The following is a 19,745-nucleotide window of genomic DNA, read 5'->3' on the forward strand; positions in this document are numbered from 1 at the left end:
ATACTCGCATCATTTTTGTTAAAACATTAATTATTCATAATTGTTTCTTCTTTTCTGTAATATTAATCATTTTATATTTAGCCGCAAACTTTGCATGTTTGATAAATATATTCTGAATATCTATGTTTTGTCCTAATCCTTGCATAAATATGGAAACTTCATAGCCTTTATCTTCCAGTTCTTTTTTCATGTCGATTGCAATGTCATTATTAGCATGATCACCGGCAACGAACATGAAAGGCATCAGCATGACTTTCTTTACTTTGGCAGCTTCAAGCTTAGCAAGCATATCGTCGAAAGTGGGATAACCTTCTATCGTTGTAACATAATAATCAGTATAGCCTTTTGCTTTCAGCATATAATCGGTCATGGCATACTGTGCAGTCGAAGGAGTGTAGGTGCCGTGTCCCACCAGGACGGTAGCTCCTTCCTTGGCTCCTTTCCGGACAATAGCTGCAATGACGTTTTCATAATCTTCGGGAGTGTACAGCAGCGGGTTTCCGATACGGATATCCTTGAACTCTTTTTCCAGTGAGGCGATATCTTTGCGGAGGGATTCCATTTCTACGCCTTCAATAATATTCGTAGACTGGATCAAGATATGGGTGAAACCATCCGCTTTTAGTTGTTTCAGTGCTTCAGCGGGGTTGAGTTTTTCGATACCCCGTGTTTTCAGGCGGCGAATAATGATGCGTGAGGTATAGGCTTCGCGTACTTCGATATCTTTGAATGCTTCTTTCGCTTTGTTGTTAATCACGTCGATCGTCAGTTGGCGTGTTTCGTCATAGGTGGTTCCAAAATGGACCATCAGCAGAGCAGCCTTATCGCCTGCCTGCATAGAAGCAAACAGGTCAGAGGGTTTAAAATTTCCTTTGCCGTCATCGTGGGGAACGGTCCTGGCAGGGGTGTCGGTCATTGCCTCCTGCAACATATCGTGTGCAAAAGACATACTCATTGAACAACCTACAAGAAAGGCTGTCAGCAGACATTTCTTTTTCATTGAAAGAGATTTGTTTTATGTTCATAATAACCCTCCTGGCCCCGGGAGAACGGATTTATCTGTCTGGCAGGTTTCCTGACTTGCCCGGAAAACGACCTTCCCATCCTTATCACGGACAGTGGTGTAAGCATGTTTTCCTTTTATAGCGAGCTTCACAGTAGCGGGCACTGTTCCGGATTCTCACCGGATTCCCTTTTATACGGCAACCGGAGGCTGACGTATCACCAAAGCGGGACAAAGATAGAAATTTATTTAAAATAAGGGAGCTTTTATAATCTCTTAATTGAATCTCCCGCAACAACTTTCCCATGGATTGTGTTCCATTTACCACAATAAAACCGGACATGGAATATGTCTTATTATTAACGTCAAACAATTGTATATATGGAGTGGTTTGCTGATTTGCTCAAACACTATCCGGAACTGGCTATCTTTCTGACACTGGCTTCGGTTTCTGGATAGGTAAATTTAAGATAGGTAAATTTTCTTTGGGAACAGTTACCAGCGTATTGCTGGTCGGTGTATTAATCGGACAATTGCATATCGATATCGGGACACCTATTAAATCCGTATTCTTCCTTCTGTTCCTTTTTGCCGTGGGATATAGTGTCGGTCCGCAGTTCTTCCGTGGGCTGAAAAAGGAGGGACTTCCGCAGATGCTTTTTGCCGTACTGATGTGTTTGTTCTCTCTGTTTGTTCCCTTTTTGCTTGCCAAGCTGATGGGCTATAATGCAGGAGAAGCGGCTGGATTGTTGGCTGGTTCGCAGACAATCTCTGCGGTGCTGGGGGTAGCGGAAGATACGATCAATCAGAGCGGGCTGAGTGCGGCGGACAAAACATCCATAATCAATGTGATGCCTGTGACTTATGCCGTCTGTTATATTTTCGGTACGGCCGGTTCTGCGTGGCTGATGAGCGATGTGGCTCCCCGTTTGCTGGGCGGACTGCCTCGGTAAAGAAGGCTTGTAAAGAACTGGAAGCAAAGATGGGTACTGACGACGAAAGCGAGCAACCCGGTTTTATGCCGGCAGCACGTCCCATCACTTTTCGGGCTTATAAGATCAGTAATGACTGGTTCGGGGCGGGCAAGACCGTACAGGAACTGGAAGATTATCTGGAAGGGCAGGGGCGTCGTCTGTTTGTGGAACGCGTACGTATCAGTAATGTAGTGTATGATGTGAAACCGGACCTGATGCTTCAGAAAGGGAACGAGGTGGTGTTGAGCGGTCGCCGTGAATTTGTGATTGGAGAAGAAGACTGGATCGGCGACGAAGTGAACGACCTTGAATTGTTGGACTTCCCGGCAGAGACATTGCCCGTGCTGATCTCCCGTAAGAAGTTTTCGGGAATGACTATAGCCGGTCTCCGCAGTGAAAAGGTGATGCACGGCGTCAGCATTAAAAGTATCAAACGTGCGGGTGTCAATATACCTGTGCTGGCTGCGACAAAAATTAATCCGGGCGATATGCTCGAACTGGTAGGTACCAAGATGGAGGTGAATGCCGCGGCTGCAACTTTGGGTTATGCCGACCGACCGACCAACCAGACGGATATGATCTTTGTCGGCCTGGGAATCTTTATCGGTGGCGTGATCGGCTCGTTGGTGGTACATTTCGGAAATATACCGATCAGCTGAGTACGAGTGGCGGGGCATTGATTGCAGGACTGGTATTCGGATGGCTTCGCTCCAAACACCCGACATTCGGACGTATTCCTGAACCTTCCTTGTGGGTATTAAATAATGTAGGGCTGAATATGTTCATTGCCGTAGTCGGTATTACGGCCGGACCGAGTTTTGTGACCGGCTTCAAAGAAGTAGGCGTGAGTCTGTTCATTATCGGAGCGCTGGCTACGACCATTCCGCTGATAGCCGGTGTCCTGATGGGCCGCTATCTCTTTAAATTCCATCCAGCCATTACACTGGGTTGTACTTCAGGAGCACGAACGACAACAGCCGCCCTCGGTGCGATAGAAGATGCGGTGGAAAGCCAAACGCCGGCGTTAGGATATACGGTTACTTATGCTGTCGGTAACACCTTGCTGATTATCTGGGGAGTGGTGATTATCTTGCTAATGTAAATATAGAAATAATTGAACTGTCTGTTTATTGACTGGTTGTACCTGGCTCCCCTCTCGAGAGGGGGTAGGGGGTGTGTTAAAGCCAGTCAATAAAACAAGCCTTGTAACAGGTTTATTTGCCGTCTGCTTCAGCTGACGGATTAGTAAATGGTCTATCTCATTAGACTTTAGTCCTATTTCTTACAGTTTTCTATCTAGGAGAAATGTGGCTGAAGCCAAAAGAGAGAAACAACTTGTAAACCGTCAACTGAAGCAAACGGCAAATGAACCTCTAATAGTTAAGTGACTCTGATTATGGTGGTTGTATGGCGGGAATATAACACACCCCCTTCCCCCTCTCGAGAGGGGAGCCAGGTACAACCAGTTGCTATAAACAAACACTCATATCTGATAAAAATAGAAATTAATAATTATACATTATATATAATATGGAAGAAAACAATAAAATCGTAGTCACCCGTGAATACGAAAAGAAAATGTCGGAGATCAGTCCGTTCGAATTAAAAGACATACTGATCCGGTTAGCCGACGAGAGTGCCCGCAAAAGTACCCACATCATGTTGAATGCCGGTCGTGGCAACCCGAACTGGATTGCTACCACGCCACGCGAAGCCTTTTTCCTGCTCGGCCAGTTTGCTTTGGAAGAATGTCGCCGCGGGGTTAAACTGGAAGACGGCATGGTCGGTCTTGCCGGCGTTCCCCAGAAACCAAGTATCGCCTATCGGTTCAGAGAGTTTCTTGACAAACATGAGGGGGTACCGGGTTCCGAACTTTTACGTGATACCTATAATTATATGGTACGTGTAAAGGAAGTTGATGAAAACGACCTGGTACATGAATGGGCAGAAGGTGTGATCGGTGACCAGTATCCTGTTCCCGACCGTATTTTGAAATATACGGAAGTGTTGGTGCGTGATTATCTGGATCAGGCATTATGTAACAACCGGCCGCCCAAAGGTAAATTCGATTTGTTTGCCACCGAGGGTGGTACAGCTGCCATGTGTTACATCTTTGACTCCCTTCAACAGAACTTCCTGTTGAATAAAGGAGACAAGATCGTCCTGTTTGCTCCGGTCTTTACCCCTTATATAGAAATACCCGAACAGGCCCGTTATCTGTTTGATGTAACGGAAATACATGCGCTGAAAATGACGGGCGATGGATATCATACCTGGCAATATCAGGAAAAAGATCTGGATGTATTGAAGGATCCGTCTGTCAAGGCTGCCTTTATTGTCAATCCGAGTAATCCGCCTTCTTATGCTTTGACACCCGGATTGACGGAGCGTATTGTCGACATCGTTACCAATTATAATCCCAACCTGATGATTATTACCGACGATGTATATGCCACTTATGTGCATGGTTTCCGTTCCCTGATGGCCGAGCTTCCTGATAATACATTGTGCGTTTATTCTTTCTCCAAGTATTTCGGTGCGACAGGCTGGCGTTTGGCAGTCATCTCTTTGCATGAAGATAATATCTATGACCGTATGATTGCCGCGTTGCCTGATGATAAGAAAGCGGCATTGGCAAAGCGTTACAGCAGTATTATGCTCGACCCCTCGAAGATGAAGTTTATCGACCGCATGGTTGCTGATAGCCGTCAGGTCGCACTTAATCATACATCCGGACTTTCCCTGCCACAGCAGACACAGATGTCTTTGTTTGCTTCTTTCTCCTTACTGGATTCCGAGAACCTGTATCAGTCCCACATGATCGACATCATTCATGAACGTCTGCACACTCTTTGGAAAAGTTCAGGATTTACCTTGCTGGATGATCCTCTCCGTGCCGGTTATTACAGTGAAATAGATATGGAAGTATGGGCAAAGAAATTCTATGGAGACGATTTCTTCGAATATCTGAAAGCCAACTACGAACCGGTCGATGTCGTGTTCCGCCTGGCACAGGAAACGTCGCTTGTCCTGTTGAACGGCGGAGGCTTTGATGCTCCCGAATGGTCTATCCGTGCTTCGCTGGCTAATCTGAAAACGGAAGACTATGTCCGGATCGGCGAGGGGATCGCTTCCATCCTTCATAGTTATGCCGCGAAATGGCAAGAATCGATAAAAGATAAATAAGTTAAGAATAGTTTATATATCGTTGAACAAAATAAGTTCGCCACGCGTTTTATAAATGAACGTGAGGCGAACTTTCTTATTTGTATAGACAACCTCTATCGGGTCATAGGCATTATTGAATAAAAGGTGTTTTATTTATATATACATTTGTTAATGACAAAATAGAAATGCAAAACGATATGATGTCTTATATATTACATTCTTTACGACATGAAATTTTTTTATTTGCATATACAAGCATTCTGATAAACAAACAACTAATAAGATTATAATATGGTGTACGACATTGAAATGCTGAGAAGCTTTTATTCCAATTTCCCGAAAAGGGTAGATGTGGCCCGCGAAAAGATCGGTCGTCCGATGACTTTGGCCGAGAAAATCTTATATGCTCATTTATATGACGAAAAGGCATTACGCCTGTTCAGGCGTGGAGACGATTATGTGAACTTCCGTCCCGATCGTGTGGCGATGCAGGATGCAACGGCCCAGATGGCATTGTTGCAATTCATGAATGCAGGAAAAAAGAAATCTGCTGTCCCGGCAACCGTCCATTGCGATCACCTGATCCAGGCGAATATCGGTGCGAAAGCAGATATTGAAACGGCAACAAAAGGGAACAGCGAAGTGTATGATTTCCTGAAATCCGTATCCGATAAGTTCGGTATCGGTTTCTGGAAACCCGGAGCAGGAATTATCCACCAGGTAGTATTGGAAAACTATGCCTTCCCCGGCGGAATGATGGTCGGAACAGACTCACACACGCCGAATGCCGGCGGATTGGGAATGGTAGCTATCGGTGTCGGAGGTGCCGATGCCGTCGATGTAATGACCGGGATGGAATGGGAACTGAAGATGCCGAAGCTGATCGGTGTCAAGCTGACCGGACGTCTGAGCGGCTGGGCTTCACCGAAAGATGTCATCCTGAAACTGGCTGGTATCCTGACCGTAAAGGGCGGGACGAATGCCATTATCGAATATTTCGGAGAAGGTTCTTCCTCTATTTCCGCTACGGGAAAAGCGACAATCTGTAACATGGGTGCCGAAGTGGGTGCCACTACTTCATTGTTCCCGTACGATCTGAATATGGCAACTTATCTGCGTGCCACTGGCCGCGATACCGTTGCAGCCTGGGCCGATGCTATCCAGGATTATCTGGAAGCCGATATGGAAGTAAGGGCACAGCCGGATGAATATTATGACCGCGTGATCGTCATCAATCTGTCCGAACTGGAACCGCATATCAATGGCCCCTTCACTCCGGATGCGGCAACGCCTATCTCTGAGTTTGCTGCGAAGGTAAAAGCAAACGGCTATCCCCGCCAGATGGAAGTCGGCCTGATCGGTTCATGTACGAACTCCTCTTATCAGGATTTAAGCCGTGCCGCCTCTATCGCCCGGCAGGCTTTTGAAGATAAAATACCTGTTGCTTCCCCGTTGATCATCAACCCGGGATCGGAACAGATTCGTTATACAGCCGAACGTGACGGTATCATCGGTGACTTTGAAAAACTAGGCGCGACCATCATGGCAAACGCATGCGGTCCGTGTATCGGCCAGTGGAAACGTCATACCGACGATAACACCCGCAAGAACTCAATCGTAACCTCCTTTAACCGTAATTTCGCCAAACGTGCAGACGGCAATCCGAATACACATGCTTTTGTCGCTTCCCCGGAACTGACGCTTGCATTGACTATTGCCGGTGACCTTTGTTTCAATCCGTTGACGGATACATTGAAGACCGAAGACGGTCACGAAGTGAAACTCCGTGAGCCGCAGGGAACAGATTTCCCGCCCAAAGGTTTTGATGTAAAAGATAACGGTTATCTGGCTCCGACCGGAAAAGATGCGGAAGTAAAGATCAGTCCCGATTCAAACCGTTTGCAGGTATTGCATCCTTTTGCTCCGTGGGATGGAAACGATTTGCTGGAAATGCCTCTTTTGATCAAGGCTTCGGGTAAATGTACGACAGATCATATTTCGATGGCCGGTCCGTGGCTCCGCTTCCGTGGTCATCTGGAAAATATATCCGACAATATGCTGATGGGGGCGGTGAACGCTTTCAACGGTCAGACGAATGCTGTGTTGAACCAGTTGAATAATACGTATGAAGCTGTCTCCGCCGTTGCCAAACAGTATAAGGCGAAAGGCATTTCATCCATCGTGGTTGCCGAAGAGAACTACGGTGAAGGCTCCTCCCGTGAACACGCCGCTATGGAACCCCGTTTCCTGAATGTGAAAGTGATCCTTGCCAAGAGTTTTGCCCGCATCCATGAAACGAACCTGAAAAAGCAGGGAATGCTTGCCCTGACTTTTGCCGACAAGGACGATTATAATAAGATTCGTGAAAACGATCACATCTCCATCATCGGTTTGAAAGAGTTCACACCGGGCAAGCCATTAACTGCTATCGTATTGCATGCGGATGGCACACAGGAATCATTCCCTGTAAATCACACGTACAATGATTTGCAGATCCGATGGTTCAAGTCCGGATCAGCATTGAATATGGCACATGTATAGAAAAAATTGAACTATCTGTTTATTGACTGGTTGTAACTGGCTCCCCTCTAGAGAGGGGGTAGGGGGTGTGTTAAAGCCAGTCAATAAAACAAGCCTTGTTACAGGTTTATTTGCCGTCTGCTTCAGCTGACGGATTAGTCAAGGGGTTATCTCATTGGACTTTAGTCCCATTTCTTACAGGTTTCTATCTAGGAGAAATGTGGCTGAAGCCAAAAGAGAGAAACAACTTGTACACCGTCAGCTGAAGCAAACGGCAAATGAACCTGCAATAGTCAAGTGACTCTGATTAGGATGGTTGTATAGGCGGGGATATGACACACCCCCTTCCCCCTCTCGAGAGGGGAGCCAGGTACAACCAGTTGCTATAAACAAACACTCAAATCTGACAAAGACTGAACAAAATTAATAAACTATCATCATGAATAAAATAACAAAACAAAACGACCATTTGATTGTCCCGGACAAAGTAACCATTCCTTTTATCGAAGGTGACGGAGTGGGAGCGGAGATCACTCCGGTCAGCCAGAAGATTGTAAACGCTGCCATCGAAAAAGCATATGGCGGCCGGAGCTCTATCGAATGGAAAGAAGTACTGGCTGGCGAAAAGGCGTTCAATCAAACAGGCAGTTGGCTGCCCGACGAAACAATGGATGCTTTCCGCGAATATATGGTCGGTATCAAAGGTCCGCTGACTACTCCTATCGGCGGCGGTATCCGTTCCCTGAACGTGGCTTTACGGCAGACACTCGACCTGTATGTTTGCCTGCGTCCCGTCCGTTGGTTTAAAGGTGTCGTCTCTCCGGTGCGTGAACCGCAGAAGGTCGATATGTATATCTTCCGAGAGAATACGGAAGATATCTATGCCGGTATCGAATGGCAGCAAGGAACACCTGAAGCAGCAAAATTCCTTCAGTTCCTGACGGAAGAAATGGGAGTGACGAAAGTACGTTTCCCGGAAACATCTTCATTCGGTGTGAAACCTGTATCGGTAGAAGGAACCGAACGGCTGGTGCGTGCCGCCATCGAATTTGCCCAGACCAATCAGTTGCCGAGTGTAACGCTGGTGCACAAAGGAAATATCATGAAGTTCACCGAAGGCGGTTTCAAACTCTGGGGATATGCCCTGGCGGAACGCGAGTTTGGCGACAAGACATTCACCTGGCCGCAATACGAAAAGATCAAAAAGGAAAAGGGGGAAGCCGAAGCCGCCAAAGCGCTGGCAGAAGCATCGGCTACCGGAAAGGTCATCATCAAAGATGTAATTGCCGACGCTTTCCTGCAAAATACCTTATTGATCCCGGAAGAATATTCCGTTATTGCGACACTCAACCTGAACGGCGATTATATCTCCGACCAATTGGCCGCCATGGTAGGTGGCATCGGAATCGCACCGGGTGCCAATATCAACTACAACAGCGGTTATGCTATTTTCGAAGCAACGCATGGCACGGCACCTAATATTGCCGGAAAGAATATCGTGAACCCGTCTTCCCTTTTACTCTCCTCCGTGATGATGCTTGAATATATGGGTTGGAACGAAGCTGCCAACCTGATCACGGCCGCCATGGAAAAGGCTTTCTCGAAGGGAGAAGCAACGAATGACCTGGCACGTTTTATGCCGGAAGGAAAATCTCTTGGCACCAAAGAATTTGGTGATTGTATCATATCTTTATTGTAACCTCGTAAAAATAACTCGTGATGAAAAAAGAATATCTTATTTACAAACTGTCGGATGCGTCAAAAGATGCTTGCAAGATTGATAACGAACTGTTCCCGATGTACAACGTGAAACGCGGTCTGCGTAACGAAGACGGCAGCGGGGTGTTGGTCGGCCTGACCAAGATCGGTAATGTAGTTGGTTACGAACGCCTGCCGGATAACGGTGGCCTGAAAGCTATTCCCGGTAAACTGTTTTACAGAGGTTACGATGTGGAGGACCTGGCTCATGCCTGATCAAAGAAAAACGTTTCGGTTTTGAGGAAGTGGCTTACCTGTTGCTTTCCGGAAAATTGCCCGATAAAGAAGAGTTAGCCTCTTTCAAAGGCTTGATCTGCGATAATATGCCGTTGGAGCAGAAAACCAAGATGAATATCCTCGATCTGGAAGGGCAGAATATCATGAATATCCTTGCCCGTAGTGTTTTGGAAATGTATACGTTCGATCCGAATCCGGACGATACTTCCCGTGACAACCTGATGCGCCAGTCTATCGAACTGATCTCGCGTTTCCCGACCATTATAGCATATGCTTATAATATTTATCGTCATAGTACACACGGCCGTTCCCTGCATATCCGTCATCCGCACGAAAACCTTTCGCTTGCGGAAAACTTCCTGCATATGCTGAAAAAAGACTTTACGGAACTGGATGCCCGTACACTTGACCTGTTGCTTGTTTTGCAGGCTGAGCACGGTGGCGGTAATAACTCGACCTTTACAGTCCGTGTAACCAGTTCGACCGGAACGGATACCTATTCTTCTATTGCAGCCGGTATCGGTTCGTTGAAAGGCCCGTTGCACGGTGGTGCCAATATCCAGGTTGTCGATATGTTCCATCATCTGAAAGAGAATATTGGCGACTGGAAGAATGTGGATGAAATTGATACTTATTTCATGCGTATGCTGAACAAAGAGGCTTATAACAAGACCGGCCTGATTTACGGTATCGGTCATGCCGTCTATACAATTTCCGATCCGCGTGCCGTTGTTTTGAAAGAACTGGCTCGTGACCTGGCCAAGGAAAAAGGACGTGAAGAAGAATTTGCCTTCCTCGAACTGCTGGAAGAACGTGCCATCGAATGTTTCGCCAAACATAAAGGAACGAAGAAACGTGTTTCTTCAAACGTGGACTTCTATTCAGGCTTTGTGTATGAAATGATCGGTTTGCCGCAGGAAATCTATACACCGCTGTTTGCTATGGCCCGTATCGTAGGTTGGACTGCCCATCGCATTGAAGAATTACATTTCGATGGTAAGCGTATTATCCGTCCGGCTTATAAGAATGTGCTCGAAGATACTACCTATGTTCCGATCAAGGAACGCTGATCTATAAAATAAGAAGGTGTTGTAAAAGTTTCATTTGCATGTCATTTGTAGCTTTTACAATGCCTTTTCTTATTTTATAGCTACTTAGTTATTGATCAGCTGATTACAGTTTCCTCGTAGTTTCTTACTTTGGAAACTCCAGTTTCCTGCGGAGGGAACTGCAATTTCCTGGGCAGGGAACTCCAGTTTCCTCCTGAAGAAACTCGCGTTTCCTGCTTAGGAAACCAGACGGTCTCCGGCTGCGGAAGTTAATAGCTCAAGGATAACCCGTAAGCTACACTATTAAAAGTATTCCCTGTACGTATCTTATCTTTTCCGAAGATGCGGTAAAGTATCTCCCTTACCGGAATGACAAGGCTGCTACCTCCTGTGATAAAGACGGAGTCTATATCTGCTGCGTTATATTGCGCTGTGTCCAATAGTTTCAGGATATATCGTTCGATCTCGGTAGTATGCCGTTCGATGATCGTAGCAAACTCGCCGGGCGTGAAAGGCTCATGTATATGGATTGTCTCTTTTTCAAAGTCGATTGTTGTATCTTCTCCGGTCGAGAGGTTTATTTTGGATTGCTCGATTCCTTTGAACAGGGAGAAGACATAGTTATTATCGATCAAAACTCTTATATTATCTATCTTGGGATTGTTGCCTGAGAGATGGTAGTAGTTATCCATCGAACGGCGCAGTTTGCTCTCCTTCAACATAAATGTCCTTTCCCAGTTTTTCAGTTCGCGGTAGAGAATGGAAGGTATTTCAATCTCTTTATCGTACGATTGGTATTTTACGCCCCGGCCCAGATGGGGAGTCACTTTGTACCACATGATTTCCGAATCGAACAAGTCGCCGCCGATATAGACACCACCGTGAGCGATAATATCGTCTTTGCGGTCTTCCTTACGGATTTTATCGGGAGACAGGTTCATGATGGTAAAGTCGGAAGTACCGCCACCGAGGTCGGCAACCAGTACGTTTTCGCAATGATCGAGCCGTTGCTCATAGGAGAGGGCGGCGGCAATCGGTTCCAATTGCAGTTTGATGTTTCTGAAACCTGCGTTACGGGCGGCAAGCGTCAGGCGGTTGACTGCCAAAGTCTCTTGCTTGGGGTCTTCCGAAAAAACGGCAGGTCTTCCAAGTATCACATCCGTGATTTCCGCTCCGGCGAAGGCTTCCGCTTTCTCTTTCAAATGGCGGATGATGCAGGTAACGAGTTGATCGGGCGTCATTCTTTTACCGAATATCCAGGTAGAAAGAAACTTGTCCTGGCGGAGCAGCGTCTTGACGGATTTCAGCAGACGCCCGGTCATCTCTTCTTCAATATATTTATCGTGGGCCTCTTTACCCACATAGTATTTCATCTCGTTTGTGTCCGGAAAATACAGGATGGAACTTTCGCTATACGAAAATACTTCTTTCCGTGTTGCTTTGTCTGTCAGCGATATAATGGAATTTGATGTTCCGAAGTCCAGACCGCATGTCAACTCGTTTATATTCATCTTTGCCTTGTTTTTTATAGGAAAATAGGGCGCGAAGATATAAAATACGAGACATTTTTATACTATATATACCTGTAATTTATGTTTATAATTTTTTCTTCAGGGTAAAGAAGAAGGTAACTCCTTTGCCCGGACTACTCTTTGCCGAAATCTGTCCTTTATGGAAATTAACCCCATTCTTGACGATAGACAATCCCAGTCCTGTTCCGCCGACTTTGCGGCTACGTCCTTTATCCACGCGGTAGAACCGTTCGAATATGCGGTTGATATGTTCTTCCGAAATACCCACACCGTTATCTGCGAAACTGAAATAATAGAATTTCGGATCTTCTTTATAACAGTTCACGGTTATTTGGCTTCCTTCTCCGGCATATGCGATCGCATTGTCGTAGAGGTTACGAAAAATGGAATACAATAGGGAGTAATTGCCATGTATCGTAGGATCGCCCGGCAGAATAACTTCAGATGTGATCTGTTTTTCTTCCATCTCTTTCGAACATTCCTTCTGGATCTCGACGATCAGTTTCGGAATATTTATATCGGACAAGTCGAACATTTCGGACGCCTCGTCCAAACGGTTCAGTACAGAGATGTCACGTAATAATCCGGTCAGGCGTGTACTCTGCGAGTAGCAACGTTCCAGGAAGAACTGGCGCTTGTCGGGAGTAAGTTCCGGATTGCTGATAATCGTTTCCAGATATCCCTGAATGCTGCTGACGGGTGTTTTCAGTTCGTGGGCGACATTCTGGGTAAGCTGGCGTTTCATCCGGCTCTCTTCTTCCTGGCGTGAAATATCATTGATGGATATTTCGTAACTGTTATCCAGGAACAGGATACATTCGATCAGAAATATTTTCCCGTTTTTATCGATCGTTACAGATTCGCGTAACACTTTCCGTTTCCGGTTCATATTAGGGATATTTTTATTCAGGAAAGCCTTAATGGGTTCAAGTTCCCGGATATCCTGGGCATCTTCAGCCTGACGGATCTGATTGTCGGAAATAACGTTCAGGAACTGTATGAAAAGGATATTCGACAAAATTTCTTTCCCTTCGGCGGTAAACATGGCGAATCCTTCTTTGGCGTACTGGAAATGCTTTATCAGCTTTTCACGTTCCATGGAAAGCTCGTCTTTGGCCTTTTGTTGCCGGTGATACAGTGTGACAATGTTCTTTGAGATATCTCCCAGTTCGTCATTGGGGAAGATATAATCGTTTTCCGGTATCCGGTCCTTTTCTATGTTCAGGGCAAAGTCCCGTAGTTTGGATATGGTCCGTCCGATACTGAATGTAAAGCGGGAGAGGACAAAGAAAAAGATCAATGTCATCAGTATCATAAAATAGATGAAGTCCTTATCCGTGGATAAGGCACTTTGCACATAAGGATCATAAGGGAGCGCCGAACGGTAGATATAACTGCCTATATTGCTGGCCGAATAAAAATACCGTCTGCCCGTCGATCCCGAGGTGCGGATGGCAAAGCTTCATTATACAAACGGGCTTTGCGCACTTCGCTACGATCGTTATGGTTGTTGAATTCTTCTGTCCCGCTATTATCGAACAATACCTTTCCGTTGGGATCGATAATGGTGACACGCAATTCTTTTTGCGGAATATCTTCGATAAATTGCCTTACCGTCTTATTAATGTCGGTATCCTGTTGGGTACGGCTAAATAATTGGTAATTATAGTTACTCAATACATTATTCAACTTCTCCTGCGAAAATTCCCGTTCCCGTTGGTATTGAAACAACAGGAAGCAAACTGTAAATCCAAGGAACATCACAAAAATCGACCAGAATAACCGCTGGCTGAAAGGTATCCGGTTTTTCATCTTTTCTACTCTTACCATGATTAAATAACAGGATTAGTACTCAAAACAATAACCGAAGCCGAGTCGGGTAACGATGTTTTTTCCGTAAGGGCCTATCTTTTTACGCAGACGGGTAATGTTTACGTCGATTGTTCGATCCAGCACATATACTTCATCTTTCCAGATACGGGACAGGATCTCTTCACGTGAGAAGACATTTCCTTTATTCTCCAGCAGTAATTTCAGAATCTCGAATTCTTTTTTGGTCAGTGGGACTTCCTTGCCGTCTACCGATGCTTTAATGCGTTTGGGATCGAGTGCCAATGTTTCATATTCGAGAAGTTCGTTCGTCTCGTTTTTCTCTTTATCGGTCGTTCTCCGTAATACAGCCTTAACACGTGCGACAACCTGGCGGATTGAAAAAGGTTTTGAAATATAATCGTCCGCTCCCAGGTTAAAGCCTGTCAGCATATCGTTTTCAGTATCTTTGGCTGTCAGAAATATGATCGGTATATCAGCCCTGCTTTCTTCTTTTCTTAATATACTCGCCATCTTGAATCCGGAGATTTCTCCCATCATAACATCGAGCAAAAGCAACTGATAGACAGACAGGTCCTTTTTTAATGCTTCTTCCGCACTAAAAGCCGTATCCACTTCATAACCTTCTATTTCAAGATTGAATTTGAGGATTTCGCACAAGTCCTCTTCGTCATCCACAACAAGAATTCGGGGCATATCCATAGTCTTTTTTATTTAATTTGAAATGAATAATTCATTCCTTTGTTTACAAAATTAATTATTTTCTGCAAAGGAAGGCATTTGGTATTTCGGTTGAATGAAATATATGTTACGATTCTGTTACATCGGCCGTTTTTGTCTGGGGAGGAAAAGAACAACGTCCGTGCTATAGGAATAGTCCGGACGTTCATTTTACCATATGGAGCGGTTTGGTTTTATTTGCTACCGTTCATAGCTTCCAGCAGGAATTTACCAGGTTTGAACTTTACTGTTGTTCTAGCCGGAATCTGTACCGGAGTACCCGTTTTGGGATTACGAGCCAAACGACTGTTTTGCGGTCTGGGTAATAATGTACCAAAACCAACGATAGATATTTCTTCGTTCTGGGACATTTTTTCTGTTACGATCTCCATGTAAGCCTCCAGGACCTTTTTAGCCTTTTGTTTTTTTAAACCGGCTTTTTCTGCCAACTCTACAATAAGTTCTGCTTTGTTCATAGGTATTTTATTTAAATGATTAATACTGGTGCAAAATTAGTGAAAAATATTACCTGTGAAACTTTTTTTGTAATTTCTGTATTCTTTATTTTTCAATGCGGGAGATGGGTTGGTGTAAAGTGATGACGAACTGATGTAAATATGATCGGTGTGTTTCATTTAATATCTTTGTAATAAGCCTTTTTCAATGGATATAATAAACCTGTTCGTCGTATGGCTTCTCAAAAAGAAGGCAAAATAAAAAAGTCTACTTTCACAAGTAGACTTTTTTTAATACTTATAATGACCAATACCTTTACCTAAAATGTGAGGCTTAAGCCTCTAATATTACTTTTTCACAAAGATATGAATAGTTTTTGAGAAAAGCAAATGATAACTCATATTTTTCAAGGTTTCTATGAGGTGCTAAATAACCGGTTTCTTGTGGAATGCTAAAAATGAAATCAAAATGTAGTAAAATAGCCACATAAATATCATTTTGCTTTAAATTTCTCTCTTATTAGAATGTTTTAAAAGTGAATATTCATAGTTTTCCGATTAAAAATATTATATTTGTGGACAAGTGTAACTGTATATCCCCGGATATGATCTCTCCCTATGTGAGTGGCATGATTGTAATATTACTCTAATCAATATAAAAAGCAGCGATGTTTATGATTAAAAGAAAAGAACTAACGTACGACAATTTTTATTTACTAAAAGTGTTTAACAGGGACTTTCCTCAGTTGGTGACAATGGCGGAAGAGAGTCAGAACATAAAATTGTTCAGGGAGGCTCTACGCTCATTCGTTTCTTCCCGGATTGAAATCAACGGAGGTGGCAGTAATATGGGAAATGCCGTGGCGAAGCGTATTTTACTTTTAATTGAATATGACGGGTCTCCTATTGATGAACTTTCAACGGGTGAGGAGTTGTCTGTGCAAACAATCACTTATTTCTGGCAATTACTGACGGGAAAGCTGGCAGACGAAGTTTCCCCCGACCTGTTTATAGACCTTTATCATCAGTTCAAGTTATTGGAGTATCCCGAGAGCATCGAACCGGACCGTTCCCTGGTTAAGCGTCAAATGAACCGTTGGCCGACTGGTTTGGATGAAGAAGTGGTGGCAATCCGTGAAGCAAATAAAGACCGTATTATAAAACGGCTTATACGGAAGATAGAGCGCAGGAATGCACCGTCGTCCCGTTATCAGTTTTCACCGGAGATGACTTACGAAGAAAAATATAATCAGGTACAGGAATGGTGGAACACTGCCCGTTTCCATCTGGCATTGGCTATCAAGAGTCCGACGGAACTGAATTATTTTCTGGGTGAATCCCTCTCGGAAGAGATGATGCAGCTGTTGGCCCGTGCCAGAAAGAAAGGTATGCCATTTTTTGTTACGCCTTATTATTTGTCCTTGTTGAATCCGGGAACGGAAGGTTATGATGACAACACGATTCGTTCGTACGTCCTTTATTCTGATGAGCTGGTTGACACATACGGTCATATAAAAGCCTGGGAAAAAGAGGATATCGTGGAAACCGGTAAACCGAATGCCGCCGGATGGCTTTTGCCTGAAGGCCATAATATCCACCGCCGTTATCCGGAAGTGGCCATTCTTATTCCTGATTCGATGGGAAGAGCCTGCGGAGGCTTATGTGCTTCTTGTCAACGCATGTATGATTTCCAGAGCGAACGTCTTAATTTCGATTTTGAAGCATTGAAACCCAAAGAAACCTGGGATAAGAAACTCCGTCGTTTGATGCATTACTTTGAAGAAGATGCCCAGTTGCGGGATATTCTGATTACCGGAGGTGACGCCTGATGAGCCAGAATGCTACTTTGCGTAAGATATTGGAAGCTGTCTATAAAATGGCTGTCCGTAAACGTAAAGCGAATGAAGAACGGCCCGAGGGTAAAAAATATGCAGAGTTGCAGCGGGTTCGCTTAGGTTCGCGTTTGTTGGCTTATCTGCCGTTGCGCATTACTGATGAACTTGTGGGGATTTTGAAAGAATTTAAAGAGAAGGCTTCTGCTATCGGAGTCTCCCAGTTTATTATTCAAACCCACTTCCAATCTCCTTTGGAAGTAACTCCCGAAGCCAAACGTGCTATAAAAGCGATATTGGATGCCGGATGGGTGATAACGAACCAATTGGTTTATACGGTTGCAGCTTCCCGGCGCGGACATACTGCCAAGCTGCGGCAGACGCTTAATTCCGTCGGTGTGATTTGCTATTATACGTTCTCGGTAAAAGGGTTTAATGAAAACTATGCCGTGTTTACCCCGAACAGCCGTTCGCTTCAGGAACAATATGAAGAAAAGATTTTTGGCCTGGTTCCCGAAGATAAGCTCGCCGAATTGGATGATATTGTCACCAATAAACGCCCGTTAGGAAGAAAATTGTATAATTTCTTGAGAGAGAATCATTTGTTGTTTGCTGCAACAGACCGTAGTGTCTTGAATCTGCCGGCTATAGGCAAAAGTATGACTTTTAAAACAGTAGGCCTCACCGCTGAAGGAAAACGAATCCTGAAGTTTGACCATGATACCGGACGCCGGCATAGCCCTATCATCAATAAGATGGGAGAAGTATATATCGTAGAGAACAAGTCGGTAGCCGCTTATTTGCGTCAATTGGAAGAAATGGGAGAGGATGTAAAAGAATATCGTAGTATCTGGAATTATTGTGAAGGAGTGACTGAACCGCGTTTCAGTCTGTACGAATATCCGGATTATCCGTTCGCCATCACAGAAAAGATGACTAATCTTGAACTCGAAAACGAGTAAAAGTGTATCTTTGTTCCTGCTAAACCAATAAAGAAATGATACAAAACGAAAGAGAAATACGGCACGAACATGTGTTAGAGGCTGTCCGTCAGATGATGACGGCTGCTCGTACGGCTCCCAAAGGTAAGGGGATTGACATTATAGAGATTGCAATGGTTACCGGTGAAGATATACAACGTTTGTCTGACGAGATGCTGAAACTGGCAGCAGAAACCGGATTTAAGTTTATTTTGCGTGATGCGGATAATATTTTGAGTGCGGAGGCTATCGTGATATTGGGTACACGCCAGCAGGTGCAGGGATTGAACTGTGCCCATTGCGGTTTTGAAACGTGTGTGGAGAAGCCGGCAGAAGTACCTTGTGCGATCAACTCGGTCGATTTGGGAATCGCTATCGGTTCTGCCTGTGCGACAGCTTCCGATTTGCGCCTAGACACCCGTGTGATGTTTAGTGCCGGGATGGCTGCCCAACGTCTGGGATGGCTGGGCGAGAGCAAGAGCGTAATGGCTATCCCTGTCAGTGCCTCTTCGAAGACCCGTTCTTTGACCGCAAACCCAAAGAACAACCTGTGAAATAATTAGCTGGAATTTGGACAAATAATTCGATGACTCTATGATAAAGTTTGACAACAAACTTGAGATACGTTATTCATTTAACGATAAATCCGCTTATATGGATGCCTGGATTAAGCACCGGTGTGAAAAAGAGATACTCTCCATGCTGCGTGTCCTGGCCGATTTGCTGGATGTGAAGATGACTGCTCATTGCGAACCCTTTTCACAAGAAGGTGGATACCGGGTTGTATGGCCGATAGCAGGCGAAAGTTCGCGCTCTATCTCTGTCGTACTGAATATTCTAATGCAGGTACTGACCCGGCCCACTTTGTCTGTCGGAGGGCAGCCTTTGGTTGACCGGACCAATGCGGATGATGAGAATATGCAGAAGGAAATCTCGCTTTTGAAGCGTTCGCTTAAACTGAAACAGGCCGGTGCCCTGATACCCCGTGAGTTGGTGGAACTGCTGGCATCCTGGCCGAAGTTCTGTAAATATAAATCCAATTTCTACGAAGCGTTGCGCGGGTATCCGAAAGTGACAAAGATTAATGTACGCGAACTGAATGAAAATAACCGTAGCCGTTCCGGTTCCTTGGAGGTGAAACGTGAACAGTTCGATTATTTCATCCTTCGTTCGGACGACCTGCCGACCATCAAGGACAATAAAGCGACCATCGAAATTATCTCGCCGGTATTGAAAGACAGCCGTTACCGTTGGAAAGGTATCTATAATAAAGGCGGAGAGACAATCGACTTCTACATGTGCGATGAAGATTTCAAGAAACAGATGTTCGACGAGAAGATTTCTTTCACCAGCGGCATGTGTATCGACTGTGTGCTGGAAATCGCTCGTAAGCTAAGTGAATTGGGCGAGACGATTAACATCAGCTATACCGTAACGACTGTAATCCGTACCCGTTTCGACAAACTGGAAATCGTTACTCCGCAAGGCAAGCGCCATCTGCGTAAGCTGGAGGCGGAGAAGAAACAACTTACACTCGACTTATTTGGCTAACTTTTCCTATCTTTACGCCAAATCTTAGAGCCTGTTTAAATTTTATTCAATAGCATCCTAATAGATGCTAGTTTCACCATTTCCTCTGCCGAATCGAATGTCCATTCATAGTTTCGGCAGAGTCTTCTATAGTTGT

The 19,745-nt window shown here is 44.8% G+C and carries 8 protein-coding genes, 5 pseudogenes and 1 riboswitch; of the genes and pseudogenes, 8 read left to right on the forward strand and 5 right to left on the reverse strand.

Annotated elements, in window-relative coordinates; genetic code table 11:
• Window positions 1-34 precede the first annotated feature (34 nt).
• Window positions 35-916 carry a sirohydrochlorin cobaltochelatase gene (locus DXA15_RS21350; RefSeq protein WP_233567511.1) on the reverse strand — a complete coding sequence of 294 codons (882 nt, stop codon included), beginning with the start codon at window positions 914-916 and terminating at the stop codon, window positions 35-37.
• 131 nt (window positions 917-1,047) lie between these two features.
• Window positions 1,048-1,244, reverse strand: a riboswitch (cobalamin riboswitch).
• Window positions 1,245-1,384: 140 nt separating this feature from the next.
• Here DXA15_RS21350 and aspT point away from each other — a divergent pair.
• The 5 genes and pseudogenes from aspT to DXA15_RS21375 all read left to right on the forward strand — a co-directional run bounded on the left by aspT (window position 1,385) and on the right by DXA15_RS21375 (window position 10,730).
• Window positions 1,385-3,079 (forward strand): annotated as a pseudogene (gene aspT, locus DXA15_RS21355) (aspartate-alanine antiporter).
• 428 nt (window positions 3,080-3,507) lie between these two features.
• On the forward strand, window positions 3,508-5,163 hold the full coding sequence (locus DXA15_RS21360) for a bifunctional aspartate transaminase/aspartate 4-decarboxylase (RefSeq protein ID WP_128135371.1): 1,656 nt from the start codon (window positions 3,508-3,510) through the stop codon (window positions 5,161-5,163).
• Window positions 5,164-5,436: 273 nt separating this feature from the next.
• A complete protein-coding gene (locus DXA15_RS21365) occupies window positions 5,437-7,686 on the forward strand; it encodes an aconitate hydratase (RefSeq protein WP_128135372.1) in 2,250 nt (749 codons plus the stop codon).
• A gap of 418 nt (window positions 7,687-8,104) precedes the next feature.
• Entirely contained in the window at window positions 8,105-9,364 is a 1,260-nt protein-coding gene (gene icd, locus DXA15_RS21370; RefSeq protein ID WP_128135373.1) for an NADP-dependent isocitrate dehydrogenase, read from the forward strand.
• A 20-nt stretch (window positions 9,365-9,384) separates the two neighbouring features.
• Window positions 9,385-10,730: pseudogene (locus tag DXA15_RS21375) on the forward strand (citrate/2-methylcitrate synthase).
• A gap of 248 nt (window positions 10,731-10,978) precedes the next feature.
• Here DXA15_RS21375 and DXA15_RS21380 read toward each other — a convergent pair.
• The 4 genes and pseudogenes from DXA15_RS21380 to DXA15_RS21395 form a co-directional block, all read right to left on the reverse strand.
• Entirely contained in the window at window positions 10,979-12,220 is a 1,242-nt protein-coding gene (locus DXA15_RS21380; protein ID WP_128135374.1) for an Hsp70 family protein, read from the reverse strand.
• An 85-nt stretch (window positions 12,221-12,305) separates the two neighbouring features.
• Window positions 12,306-14,071, reverse strand: a pseudogene (locus tag DXA15_RS21385) (ATP-binding protein).
• Window positions 14,072-14,086: 15 nt separating this feature from the next.
• Complete coding sequence (locus DXA15_RS21390; protein WP_128135375.1) at window positions 14,087-14,773, reverse strand: response regulator transcription factor; 687 nt, start codon at window positions 14,771-14,773, stop codon at window positions 14,087-14,089.
• A 212-nt stretch (window positions 14,774-14,985) separates the two neighbouring features.
• On the reverse strand, window positions 14,986-15,267 hold the full coding sequence (locus DXA15_RS21395; protein ID WP_007653559.1) for an HU family DNA-binding protein: 282 nt from the start codon (window positions 15,265-15,267) through the stop codon (window positions 14,986-14,988).
• A gap of 653 nt (window positions 15,268-15,920) precedes the next feature.
• Here DXA15_RS21395 and DXA15_RS21400 point away from each other — a divergent pair.
• The 3 genes and pseudogenes from DXA15_RS21400 (at window position 15,921) to DXA15_RS21410 (ending at window position 19,609) form a co-directional block, all read left to right on the forward strand.
• Window positions 15,921-18,040: pseudogene (locus DXA15_RS21400) on the forward strand (KamA family radical SAM protein).
• A 35-nt stretch (window positions 18,041-18,075) separates the two neighbouring features.
• Window positions 18,076-18,617 (forward strand): annotated as a pseudogene (locus DXA15_RS21405) (ferredoxin domain-containing protein).
• Window positions 18,618-18,652: 35 nt separating this feature from the next.
• Window positions 18,653-19,609, forward strand: a complete 957-nt coding sequence (locus tag DXA15_RS21410; protein WP_128135376.1) for a hypothetical protein — start codon at window positions 18,653-18,655, stop codon at window positions 19,607-19,609.
• The last annotated feature ends 136 nt before the right edge of the window (window positions 19,610-19,745 follow it).

Origin of the sequence: Parabacteroides sp. AM58-2XD (genome assembly GCF_003463685.1) — a bacterium.
In the GTDB taxonomy this organism is placed as follows: Bacteria; Bacteroidota; Bacteroidia; order Bacteroidales; family Tannerellaceae; genus Parabacteroides; species Parabacteroides segnis.

What these genes read in the sequence shown, in the direction of transcription:
- DXA15_RS21360 (WP_128135371.1), top strand. Translation starts at nt 3,508, where the DNA reads ATGGAAGAAAACAATAAAATCGTAGTCACCCGTGAATACGAAAAGAAA.
- DXA15_RS21365 (WP_128135372.1), top strand. Translation starts at nt 5,437, where the DNA reads ATGGTGTACGACATTGAAATGCTGAGAAGCTTTTATTCCAATTTCCCG.
- DXA15_RS21390 (WP_128135375.1), bottom strand. Translation starts at nt 14,773, where the DNA reads ATGGATATGCCCCGAATTCTTGTTGTGGATGACGAAGAGGACTTGTGC.
- DXA15_RS21380 (WP_128135374.1), bottom strand. Translation starts at nt 12,220, where the DNA reads ATGAATATAAACGAGTTGACATGCGGTCTGGACTTCGGAACATCAAAT.
- DXA15_RS21395 (WP_007653559.1), bottom strand. Translation starts at nt 15,267, where the DNA reads ATGAACAAAGCAGAACTTATTGTAGAGTTGGCAGAAAAAGCCGGTTTA.
- icd (WP_128135373.1), top strand. Translation starts at nt 8,105, where the DNA reads ATGAATAAAATAACAAAACAAAACGACCATTTGATTGTCCCGGACAAA.
- DXA15_RS21410 (WP_128135376.1), top strand. Translation starts at nt 18,653, where the DNA reads ATGATAAAGTTTGACAACAAACTTGAGATACGTTATTCATTTAACGAT.
- DXA15_RS21350 (WP_233567511.1), bottom strand. Translation starts at nt 916, where the DNA reads ATGACCGACACCCCTGCCAGGACCGTTCCCCACGATGACGGCAAAGGA.